Origin of the sequence: Helicobacter didelphidarum, from assembly GCF_003364195.1 — a bacterium.
Classification (GTDB): domain Bacteria; phylum Campylobacterota; class Campylobacteria; order Campylobacterales; family Helicobacteraceae; genus Helicobacter_A; species Helicobacter_A didelphidarum.
The window spans coordinates 23,612-35,530 of sequence record NZ_NXLQ01000020.1; the positions used below are offsets into that span (position 1 = coordinate 23,612).

The window sequence follows — 11,919 nt, forward strand, 5'->3', positions numbered from 1 at the left end:
TATAAAATGTTTAACTTGGTAAAATTTGGTAATGTTTCGCAATCAGTTGGGAATATATTTTTTTCTTTTATAGTTCTACTGAATCTTATATTGGTAATGTTATTGCAGGGTTGTCTTAATGTGAATCTCAAATCTGTTTTACCAAATCAAACTTATTATAGTCTTGATTCTATCAATATAGAATCCAAATGTCATAATACTCTAGCAAATCTTGCTGTAAATATTTCCGTGCTTTCGCCATTTGATGGTAAAGATATTTTAATTTACAATAGTAATAACGAAATCAATGTATTGGAATCATATAAGTGGATTGATTTACCAAAAAATATGATACGCAATGCTTTCATTAAAGCTGGGTTAAATCATTGTTTAAATATCGAACAAAACCCATCAGTTTCACAACGTTTCAATACCTTAAAGATTAATGTTAATGAACTTTATGTAAAGAAAGAAGAGGGGCAATATCAATCACACATTTATTTGTATTATGAACTTATGGCTTATGATATGTCTCGTATAAAAAGGGATTTTATTGTTATGAATACAAGAGATTCTAATCCTGCAATTGCGATGCAAAATGCTATGAAACAAGCTTTGGAAAAGATTGTGTCTAGTGTAAAAATGAAACAACAATGAAACAAGAAACAAAGAAATAATAATAAATAATAATAAATAATAATAAAGTCTTGTGCTAATTTTGTTAAGAATTATAAATAGAAGCTACTGAAAACAAGCAAAAATCTCTTAAGAGAAAGATTACAAAAAAATCCTACTATGCCTTTTTTTCTTCTTGTGGATAATAATTTAAGATTGGATCGGCAAGACTATAATTTGGATATTTAATGCTGTCGAGAACTATTTGTGCCATTGTAAAGTTATCAAAATTAAAAACTAATGGAGCAAGAAAATTAATTGTGGATCGTTCAATTGGACTTTGCATTACCATAATATTTGCAGTTAAAATATTTTTGCTATTTTCTAAGTCTAGGAGGAGTTTTAGAGCCATTGGAACTTCAAATTCATACTCCCTTAAGGCAAAAGGATTCACTAATGTAAAAATAGGTGCAGAATCATTGGCATTTGTTAGACGCAAGAATATATCATCAAGCTTTTCTAATTTCATTTTATCTACATGTTCAAAACCTAATATTGGCGACTTGACCTCAAAAATCATATTCTTCTCCAAAAAAATAAACAGAATTAAACTTCTAAGCGATCCTCAATAATAAAATTGTTATTGAGTTAAAATTCATTTAGCAAATCAATATTTTACCAAAAAGTTTATAAATATGCAAACATAACACGAAATTTTTATATAATATCAATATTTTTTTATGGAGTTAAAATTGTCAGTTATAAAATTTTTAAAATTGTTACTCCCCGTTTTTTTTATATACTTTTTTTTAGCGTGTAGTAACAAAAATAAGGAAGTTATCTACAATCAACCTGCAAATTTTTGGTATGATGGAATCTTTAAAAACATTCGATTAGGAAATCTTGAGACAGCAGATAGTTACTTTTCATCATTACAAAGCGAACATCTTAATTCACCCCTATTGCCCGAAGCTATGTTGGCATTAGGACAAGCTCATTTAAGCAACGAGGAGTATATATTATCTGATTTTTATTTCAAAGAGTATTTAAAAAGATATGGGAATCCGAGCAATATGGACTATATTAGTTACCTTCGTTTAAAATCACACTTATATGCTTTTAAAAATAATTCAAAAGATCAGCAATTTATGAGTGAGACGATTCTACTCATTCAAGATTTTATTGAAAAATATCCAAATAGCCGATATATGTTATTTGTTCGTGATATGGAAGTAAAATTTGTGCTAGGACAAAATGAATTAAATATAGCAATAGCTCGTGTGTATCAAAAAAATGGACGCAAAGAGGCTGAACAAATGTATCGTGATAGAATTGATTCTGAATTACAGCAAGCAACAAATCCAAAACCTTCAAAAATACCATGGTATATGATGTTATTAAATTGGTAATGAAGCTATGATAGAATCTTATTTTATATTTATTTAAACAAGGAGTTATTATGAAAAATGAAGATGAGCAAATTATGAATTTACCTATTATTGTTGAAGATGAGATGTTTGTTTTTCCTTTTATAATTACACCAATATTTATTGCGGATAAACCAAATATTATTGCAATGCAAAAAGCAAAGGAGAGGGACGAAAATGTCTTTGTAGTATGTGCAAAAACTAATCCAAAAGATGATATACCATTTTATGATGTTGGTGTTATTGGGAAGATTATGCGAAGTGTAAGTCTGCCTGATGGTCGTGTAAAGGTTTTGTTTCAGGGTATTGCAAAAGGAAAAATAAAAGAAATTATTGAACTTGAGCCACTTGAAGCACAAGTTATTGTTACTACTTATAAAGAATCAAATCCTCACACAATACAGGCACTACTTGCAGTTTTTTTAGAAAAAGTAAATGCTTTAGCACATTTGAGTCAAAATATTTCGCCTGATCTTTTACATAATATAGAAAATACTGAAGATCCAAACAAAGCAATAGATTTAATTACTCCAATACTGCGTTTAAAAAAAGAACAAAGCTATATACTTTTTTCTAATAATGATACAGAAGAGAGGCTTATGCTTGCCACACAAATGGTGTTGGAAGAAATTGAGACACAAAAATTACAAAAGGATATTAAGTCTAAAGTGCATACAAAAATGGATCAAATTAATAGAGAATTTTTTTTAAAAGAACAACTTAAACAGATTCAAAAAGAATTGGGTATAGATAAACAACGCGATCAAGAGATTGAGCAATATTATAAAAAATTGGAAGAGCTTAAGGCGGGTATGCATGAAGATGCCTATAAAGAAATTAAAAAACAAATTGATAGATTAAGTCGTTCTCATCCCGATAGTTCTGATGCGAATATGGTGCAAAATTATGTTGAATGGATGCTTGAGATTCCATTTACTAGTACAAGCAACAAAAAATTAAGCATTAAAAATGTTGAAAGGCAATTAAATAAAGATCATTATTCATTACTTGAACCAAAACAACGAATAATAGAATATTTTGGTGTGAAACAACTTTTAGAACAAAGAGCAAAAGAAAAAATACAGTCTTTAGGGGTCGCAGAGAGCCTTGATAAAAAAGATTCCAAACATGCTACTTCAAAAAAAACGAACAATGAAAATATAAAACTTGAAGAGCTAAATAAAAAAATTTCGTTACTCAATAAAAATAAAGAACAAATAAAAGATACAGATTCTAAAGACAAATCTGATAAGACCGCAGAGATAGAATCTAATAAACAAACAATTATTCATGATAAGCATAAAGGAACAATTTTATGTTTTTATGGACCTCCGGGTGTAGGTAAGACAAGTCTCGCAAATTCTATTGCTATGGCACTTGACAGACCTCTCGTGCGAGTTGCACTTGGCGGATTAGAAGATGTAAATGAGTTACGCGGACATAGGCGGACTTATCTTGGTTCAATGCCGGGTAGAATTGTGCAAGGACTTATAGATTCCAAAAAAATGAATCCAGTTATGGTTTTAGATGAGATTGATAAACTTGTACGCGGTGTGCGTGGGGATCCAACAAGTGTCTTACTTGAAATTTTAGATCCAGAACAAAATGTAGGTTTTAGAGATTATTATACAAACTTTAGTATTGATCTTTCCCAAGTCATATTTATTGCCACAGCTAATGATATTTCTCTTATCCCAGCTCCTTTGCGCGATAGAATGGAATTTATTGAGATTAGTAGTTATACACCACAGGAAAAATATGAAATTGCGAAGAAATACCTTATCCCACAAGAATGCAAAAATCATGGTTTAGAGTCCAACGAAATAAAGATTTCTAAAGAAGCGATAGACTTAATGATTCATAACTATACGCGTGAGGCAGGTGTGCGTAATTTACGACGAAAAATTGCTCAAATCATGCGTAAAGTTGCAGTTGAAATACTTAATCACGGAGTTCAGTCAGTAAATATTGGTGTTAAAGATTTACCAAAGTTTCTGAAAAAGACTATTTTTGAGATAGACAAGGCAGAACGTATACCGCGTTTGGGTGTAGTAAATGGTTTAGCGTGGACTGCTGTTGGTGGTGATGTTTTAAAAATCGAAGCAATATCCCTTCAGGGTAAGGGGAATTTGAAGCTTACGGGACAACTAGGAGATGTAATGAAGGAGTCTGCTTATATCGCTTATTCTGTGGTAAAAAATCGACTTGATACTGATTTACAAAAAGAATTACAATCTCAAAAAGATTCTGAAAATATAAAAAAATCTTCTCAAACAAAACAAGATTCTGAAACAACCAACGAATTTCAAAGCCCAACAGATAAAATCGATATTCATCTTCATGTCCCAGAGGGTGCAACTCCAAAAGACGGACCAAGTGCTGGAATCACAATGGCGTGTGCGATTGCTTCCATTTTATTTAATAAGCGAGTTCGTCAAGATATTGCCATGACAGGGGAGTTGAATTTGAGTGGGCAAGTATTGCCTATCGGAGGGTTAAAAGAAAAACTTATTGCTGCATATAAAGCTGATATTAAAAAAGCATTAATACCATTAAAAAATTATAAACGAGATTTAGAGGATATACCAAGTGAAGTCCAAAAAAATCTCGAAATTGTAGCAGTTAGTGCAATTGATGAAGTATTTGCTCAAGTTTTGATTGATTAGATATAAGGAATAAGTTAAAGAATGCAAGAACACGCAATCAAATATTTATTTTGGAATCTGGAATGAATGTGCGGATAATGAATATTCATGATTATCAAAAAGTATTGTCATTATGGAAGAGCATAGAAGGATTTTATATTCGCAGTATTGATGATTCTTTTGAGGGTATGAGTAAGTTTTTAGAAAGAAATCCAAGCACAAATGTTGTTGCATTGCAGGGAGATGAAATCATAGGAAGCATATTGTGTGGCTATGATGGAAGATGTGCATATTTTTACCATGTATGTGTAAAAAAAGAACATAGACATAAACAGATTGGCAAACGAATGGTGGATTTTGTGATACAAGAGTTACAGAATATTGGTGCAACACATATTAATCTTGTGGCGTTTAAAAGTAATGAGGCTGGAAATCTTTTTTGGCAAGAGCTTCATTGGACATTAAAAGAAGAATTAAATCTTTATGAATATATTTTGAATCCTAATAATATTCGTTTATTAAATACTTAAATGTCATCTGCATATAGGAAAGAAACCAGAATACTGAATACTGCGATTATATTTTATATCAAAGGAAATAGTTTCTTGCCATAAATGTGCAAGAAACATGTATAAGCAGACTATAAAGTATTATATAGTACTACTAGAGATACTTATATGGAGAAATTAATTCAATTTTTAAGAAAAAACTTTTCATGTAATGTTACATGGTTAAAGTCAGTGGCGGACAGGGAGGGATTCGAACCCTCGGTAATCTTGCGACTACGCATCCTTAGCAGGGATGTGGTTTCAGCCAACTCACCCACCTGTCCATAAATGAAATATAAAGTAAGTCGTTATTATACATATTTAAAATTAAATAAAGCTTAAAAATAAATATTTTAACAATATTTATAATAGATTGTTTGATTATTATTCAATTGCTTTTATAGAGGAATAAGAATAAGTGTGGTTGTCAAAAACGAAATGATGTTTTTAGAATCTTTTGTAATATGAAACTCTTACGAAAATTACATAATCAAAAGAGTGGTGTTTTGTAGGGTAAAACATTAGGTTTCATATAATCCAAACCTATTTTATAAAATAGTAAATATTTTTAAAATAAATAATATTTAGTAAAATAAATAGATAAAATATAAAATATTTTTCCTCAAATAAAATCACAATAATATTCAATCTTTAACTTATACAATTATCAATGTTTCAATAATAAACAACAAAAAATATTTGTCGTAATTTGAATAAAATTAATCAAAATGTAAGCATAAAAGATGAATAATATTCATAGATATTATTTATAAAATAAAGAACAATGTCATGAGAAAAAATATACTTTATTTCATTTTAACTTTATTTTTTCTAAGTGGTCTTTATGCAACATCACTACCAGAAGATAATGTTGTCTCTGGAGTAATTTACGAAAAGATAGATACTGTGAGTGCTGAAGTAGATCACATTTATCCTATGCTTGCTCTAGCTATTGTTTATAAGGATTGGCAGGAGAAAAATATGTTAAATAAACAAGGACATAACATAGGTTTGGTTATTGTTGATGAAAATAATATGCCAGTTTTTTGGGTTAGAAATTCAGTTCATGCCACACATAATGGGACGCAACATGGTGAGGTGAGACTTGTAAGTAATCTCTTAAATTGTGAAGGCTTTAACAAATATTTAGATAAATATACTTTATATACTACTTTAGAACCATGTATTATGTGTGCGGGTATGCTTTCTATGGTGCAAATTCCTAAAGTTGTTTATGCCCAAAAAGATCTTAGTTGTGGAAACACCCAAGAAATCATATCGACAGCAAAATATCCAAGATATTACAAGGCTTTTACGGTAGAAAATGGGTATAAAAAAGATTTAGAAGAATGTTTTGAACAATATAAAATCTGCAAAAATGATTCAATTACAGATTTCCTTGTTAACGATAGTGCAAAAGAAATTTTTAGAAAAGCTTCAAATGACCTACAAGACTATAAAGTGAAATTTAAAGAGAATCGGAGAGTGATAAAAGTAGCACAAGAGTTTTTGCAAAATATCCAGACTAAAGATAACCTTGATGTTCTTCAATGTCCTAAGAATATGTAAATCTTAATTAAGAAAGGAGGAAAAGTTAGTTATTGCTTTAAAATATTGTTTAAGTTTAAAAATCTAAATACCAAGTAGAAGGGAGAATATTATGTTAAACACTGTAAAATTAGGCGGATGGACAAGCAATGAAAAACCATTTGAAATTAGTAAAGAAGCAAAACAAGCATTTGATGGTGCAACAAACAATGTGTTTGGAGTTAGATATGAACTTATGCTCCATCTCGGAACCCAAATTGTTGCAGGGAGAAATTATGCTTTTATTTGTAGAAGTGAAAGTACCACTTTAAATCCCAAGGCATCTTATGTGCTTATGATTGTTTATGCAAGCTTGGGTGAATGTGAAAAAGTAAAATATCAAATTGCCAAGATTAAAAAATTAGTTAAACAAAAACCCAAAGCACATATTTGTGGCGGAATTGTTGTGACTAAAGCTGATCAAGCTTTAATTAAACAGCTTGACTGTATAGAAGCCAATCATATTTTGAGTTCTTTTGAAAATGCTTTTAAAAATATGAAAGGTGTTTCCTATAGTCCAGAGCTTTATGTAGCTCATCAAGTAACACAAGGTATTAATTACCATATTATTGCCAAAGCAACATTAGCCGGAACAAATGAAGTTTTAGGTTTTAGATATGTTGTATTTAATAGTTTTATGGATGAGAATACAATTATTAGCATTAAACATATTTAAATATGTAAGTTTATAAAAGACTAGGAGCTAAAGATAGAAAATTTCATTTCATCTTTAGCTTTGATAATTTAGTATATTTTTATTATTTTAAAATATGACTGATATAAAAGCTCTGATACATTTTTAGTGCCTCTGTAATACACACAAGCTAGAATATATATCAAATGATAACCTTAACACCCAACATAACCCTTTTAAACTACCTATATAACGCTATTTCATACGCCCTAAAAAATAAGCTAAATTTGTATTTGTGTATAGTTTCATATTCTACAAGACAAAAAAGCATATTTTATAAGAATATATAAAGCGATAAATAGGGGTTTTAGTGGGGCGGGGTTAGTGTTGACCTTTTAGTTTAAAAGTTAAACTATACAGTATTAGGAGTTTATTTTTTGATGGGAAAATTCAAGCATGAATATGCTTGAATTTTGTATTCAACTATTTGATTATTAAAAATTACCAATTTTTAATGCTTCACCAATCGTCTTGCCTCGAAGATTTCCAATTGATACATCGGTCATAGATGGGCTAGTGTCACTTAATGCACGAATAGCTTCCATACAAGCTTTGATTTCTTCCTTTTTTGAATCTATATATTGGTTTAAGGCAACAAAATCCTTTTTTTCTACAAATGGAAGTGGGCTTGCCATCTCAAAAACTACATTACGATTTCCCATAGAAGCACTTAGCTCTGTATCAAAAAGTTCTCTATCAACAAATTTTGTATTTGCGATTAAATCTTTAGCTTGAGAAATAAGAATTTCGCTCATATTTACATTGGCTGGATTTGTTGGATCCTCTTCTAAACTAAATTCAATTTTTGCAACAATCACTTGTAGCTTGTTAAGTTTGGAGCTTAAGATTTGCAAACAACCCACAAGCTCGTTTGCCGCTTTAATGCCCTCACCAAAACGATGTGTTTGAATCTTGCTTTGTTTTGTGGCATTTAACATAATCTCTTCTATATTATCTAAACCATTCAAGTGCTTCTTAAAAGTCTGTAACATTCTATCCATGATCGATCCTTGCTATGAAATTTTGTTACTAAAAAGCAAATAATATACCATTCAATTTACTTAGTGTAATATTTTAAAATCGGTATATTTTTAAATTTTTAAAGGAAAAATCAAAGAATCTAGAAAGACTTTATGCTTATTATTTTTTATAGATAATAGATTACTGTGCATTCTGTTGTTGTATTTTTTTGATAATATTGGTTGTGCTTTTATCGTCTATAAAATCAATTAATTTGACTGATTGTGCATATTCTGATCCAATAACTTTCTTATCTGCATAATCACCTCCTTTTACAAGAACATTTGGACGAATTTGTGCAATTAGATTCTCTGGAGTATCATCTTCGAAAAGAATAATATAATCTACGCATGTGAGTCCCGCCAAAATAAATGCTCTATCTTGCTGGGGATTAATTGGACGAAAGTCCCCCTTTAATCGTTGCACAGACGAATCACTATTGAGTCCAACGATTAAAATATCACCCAATTTACGAGCTTCCTCAAGATACTTGACATGTCCATAGTGCAAAATATCAAAACAACCATTTGTAAAAACTACTTTTTTGTTTTTAATAATCTTGTCAATATCATCAATATCTACAATAATTTTAGATTCTATATCGTGTACCAGAGGATGTGATTTGAGTACTTCTTCAATCTCATCAAGAGTTGCGGTAGCACTACCAATTTTCCCAATTACAACTGCTGCTGCAGCATTTGCGAATGCAGTAGCATCATCAAGAGTTTTTCTCTGTGCTAACTGCAATGCCAACGCAGCAATCACGGTATCTCCAGCACCACTTACATCATACACTTCTTTTGCAATTGTAGGCTTTTTATGAAATATACCATTATCGAGATAACCTATACCATCTTCACTTAAAGTAATTAATGGATACCGAACATGATATGTTTTCTGTAATTTATTCAGGGCATCATGCAGAGTTTTATCATTATGAATTGTGATATGTGTTGCTTCCATCGCCTCTTTTTTATTGGGAGTTAATAATGTAGCATTTTTATATTTACTATAATCATTTCCTTTTGGGTCACATAATACTGGAATATCAAAGCTTAATGCAAGTTTGATAAGTTTTTGTGTAAAGCCACCACTTAATACACCCTTTAGGTAATCGCTTAAAATCATGCAATGATATTTTGTAATATTGCTTTGTATGGAATCAAACATTTCTTCATAGATTTCATGTTCGAGATTCCCAGTACTCTCCTTATCTATGCGTAGCATTTGATGTTTTGATGACATGATACGTGTTTTTGTAGTTGTTGGTCTATTTGATTTGTAGCAATGCGATTCTATTCCTTTGTTGAGTAAAAAATCATGCAGTAAAGAACCCTCCATATCGTTTCCAACAACACCATAAATTGTTGCTTTTGCATTCATTGCAATGAGATTATTTGCAACATTACATGCACCACCAAGATTAAAACTTTCTTTTTCTACTCTTACCACAGGTACAGGAGCTTCTGGAGAAAGTTTATGTGCATTTCCCCAAATATATTTGTCAAGTATCAAATCTCCTATGATAATGGCGTGAATTGTGCGGTTTTGTGCTACCATGTTTTCCTTCCTTCTTGAATATCTTGATAAATTTTTTGAATATGGGGCATATAGTCTTTTATCCCTGCTTCAAGCGTATAAAGCGGTTTGTAGTTTGGCAAAAAATTATTAGAATCAGCTAAAGTATGATTCTGAAAAAATGGATATAAATTTTTAATATATTGAACTCCAAAGTTTTTATTTAATTCTTTTTTTAAAATTTCAATAATATCATTATAACTTCGTGATACACCATATCCAACATTATAAATTGCACCATATTGTAGCCAATCTTCCATAATCTTTTTTGATTTTTCTTTAAAATGTTCCCCAAATAACTTTCTCAATATCACATCATGTATCGGCGGTTCTTTTGGCATACTAGCATCATTAAAAGTTTTATGAACTCTCTGCCATTCTAATACATGTTTCGTGTTATCTCGTAATCCATAAGTCAAATAAATTAATTCTAGTGCTTTTATGTTTGCTGCAACCACATCTTCAATATAAACAAAATCTCTTTGTTGTTCACCAAATTCAAAAAGTTTTACTTCATTATTGAGCAATGCTTGCAAGGAGAGTTGCAGAATCATTGATGAAGTCTTATGTTTATAAAACTCATTTTTACCATATACATTGAAATATCGTAATCCAATCAATCCTATGCCCTTATCTTGCATACTTTTTTGCAAACGACGATTTTCTTTATCCATACAGAGTTTTGAAAACCCATAAATATTTTCTGGAAATTCTCCTTTTCCCACACTATTTGGAATCTCTGTAACACCATAAGTTGCTGCAGAACTCGCATAAATAATATGTGCTTCATGTCGCATAGCTAACTTTATAATCTCTTGAAACGCACTGAAATTGACACGCAAAATATGTTGCATATCCATGCAAGTTGTATCAGAAACCGCAGCTTCATGGAAAATAAAATCAATCTTATCATATTTATGATGTAACCTATTCATATCATGAGTATTTGTAATATTGAAGGGTAGAATTTCAACATTATCAAACAAAGAAATATTCTTAAAGTGTCCGAGTGTCATTGGGTTACCATTTGGAAATTGTAAGGAATCCCGAAAATAATCAAGTGCTAAGATTCTGCATTTTGGGTGATTGTAGGCAAAATACTCCACTAAATTGCTACCAATAAATCCTGCTGCACCTGTAACTAATATTGTTTTTGAATCAAGATGTAACGAATCATATTTTCTTGAATGTTTTTGTTGTGTATCTTGAACCTCAAGTGAAGATTGCATATTTACCTCGTATGTTTGTGCAAATTAAAAATACTTAATGTATGATTCTAGCATTTTTTTTGTATTTATGGTTTTTTAATTTATATATTTATACTTAAGTTTAATGTTAAGCAAGTTTCGTTTAATGTTAATTTTAAGAGTTTTATTTTACTTGATGTTGTGATTCTAAAAAAAGAAACTATCCCTTATCAGTAATAATTAAGAAAGAATTTCTAAGGTATGATAAGCACAGATTAACTTAAATCATCAGGAACAATTAAAGAAAATTTTTCTTTTATAGCAAAGGAATATAATTTTCATAACAAATTAAACAAAATACTAATATATTTTGTTTGTGGTGCAGAGTGGAATCAACCAAATCTTCAAAACAAAAAAAAAGGGGGGGGGGGGGAATCTAGGGAAAGTGGTTTAGGTTGAAAAAAGGGGTGGTGTTTTTTACTTCATTTGTCTTTCTCCCTTTTTCCCCTTTTTTTTTTTTTCTTTCTTTTTCTTTTTCCCCCCTCCCCTTCTTAAATTTTTTTTTTTTCTCTTCTTCTTGTTTTTTGTCTTCTCCCTTTTCTTTGTGCGTCTTTTTTTTTTTTAAATGTTTTGGTCTTT

At 30.3% G+C, this 11,919-nt stretch carries 11 protein-coding genes and 1 tRNA gene; 6 read left to right on the forward strand and 6 right to left on the reverse strand.

Annotated elements, in window-relative coordinates:
- Positions 1-6 precede the first annotated feature (6 nt).
- Positions 7-636 (forward strand): hypothetical protein, encoded by a 630-nt coding sequence (locus CQA53_RS07985; RefSeq protein WP_245945785.1) that lies wholly within the window; start codon positions 7-9, stop codon positions 634-636.
- A gap of 136 nt (positions 637-772) precedes the next feature.
- Here CQA53_RS07985 and fliW read toward each other — a convergent pair whose 3' ends face one another.
- Positions 773-1,174 carry a flagellar assembly protein FliW gene (fliW, locus tag CQA53_RS07990; protein WP_115543482.1) on the reverse strand — a complete coding sequence of 134 codons (402 nt, stop codon included), beginning with the start codon at positions 1,172-1,174 and terminating at the stop codon, positions 773-775.
- A 160-nt stretch (positions 1,175-1,334) separates the two neighbouring features.
- Here fliW and CQA53_RS07995 point away from each other — a divergent pair, with 160 nt between their 5' ends.
- The 3 genes from CQA53_RS07995 to CQA53_RS08005 all read left to right on the forward strand — a co-directional run bounded on the left by CQA53_RS07995 (position 1,335) and on the right by CQA53_RS08005 (position 5,196).
- Complete coding sequence (locus CQA53_RS07995; protein ID WP_115543483.1) at positions 1,335-2,003, forward strand: outer membrane protein assembly factor BamD; 669 nt, start codon at positions 1,335-1,337, stop codon at positions 2,001-2,003.
- A 50-nt stretch (positions 2,004-2,053) separates the two neighbouring features.
- Entirely contained in the window at positions 2,054-4,687 is a 2,634-nt protein-coding gene (gene lon, locus CQA53_RS08000) for an endopeptidase La (protein WP_115543484.1), read from the forward strand.
- A gap of 62 nt (positions 4,688-4,749) precedes the next feature.
- Positions 4,750-5,196, forward strand: coding sequence for a GNAT family N-acetyltransferase (locus CQA53_RS08005; protein WP_220272081.1), 447 nt, complete (start codon positions 4,750-4,752; stop codon positions 5,194-5,196).
- 211 nt (positions 5,197-5,407) lie between these two features.
- Here CQA53_RS08005 and CQA53_RS08010 read toward each other — a convergent pair.
- A tRNA-Ser gene (locus CQA53_RS08010) sits at positions 5,408-5,498 on the reverse strand.
- A 505-nt stretch (positions 5,499-6,003) separates the two neighbouring features.
- On the opposite strand from CQA53_RS08010, the gene CQA53_RS08015 reads away from it, so the two are divergent.
- Positions 6,004-6,783: a nucleoside deaminase gene (locus CQA53_RS08015; protein WP_115543486.1), complete on the forward strand. Its 780-nt coding sequence runs from the start codon at positions 6,004-6,006 to the stop codon at positions 6,781-6,783.
- Between the two features lie 91 nt (positions 6,784-6,874).
- Entirely contained in the window at positions 6,875-7,477 is a 603-nt protein-coding gene (locus CQA53_RS08020) for a hypothetical protein (protein ID WP_115543487.1), read from the forward strand.
- Between the two features lie 452 nt (positions 7,478-7,929).
- Here the strand turns inward: CQA53_RS08020 and CQA53_RS08025 are convergent, their stop codons facing one another.
- The 4 genes from CQA53_RS08025 to CQA53_RS12375 all read right to left on the reverse strand — a co-directional run.
- Positions 7,930-8,496 (reverse strand): flagellar FLiS export co-chaperone, encoded by a 567-nt coding sequence (locus CQA53_RS08025; protein WP_115543488.1) that lies wholly within the window; start codon positions 8,494-8,496, stop codon positions 7,930-7,932.
- Between the two features lie 160 nt (positions 8,497-8,656).
- The gene (rfaE1, locus tag CQA53_RS08030; protein ID WP_115543489.1) at positions 8,657-10,075 is read right to left on the reverse strand and encodes a D-glycero-beta-D-manno-heptose-7-phosphate kinase; all 1,419 of its coding nucleotides are present in this window, start codon (positions 10,073-10,075) and stop codon (positions 8,657-8,659) included.
- The gene (locus tag CQA53_RS08035; protein ID WP_115543490.1) at positions 10,069-11,322 is read right to left on the reverse strand and encodes an NAD-dependent epimerase/dehydratase family protein; all 1,254 of its coding nucleotides are present in this window, start codon (positions 11,320-11,322) and stop codon (positions 10,069-10,071) included. The genes rfaE1 and CQA53_RS08035 overlap by 7 nt, the downstream gene beginning before the upstream one ends.
- A gap of 394 nt (positions 11,323-11,716) precedes the next feature.
- A partial coding sequence (locus tag CQA53_RS12375; protein WP_181882401.1) for a hypothetical protein occupies positions 11,717-11,919 on the reverse strand: 203 nt, incomplete at its 5' end.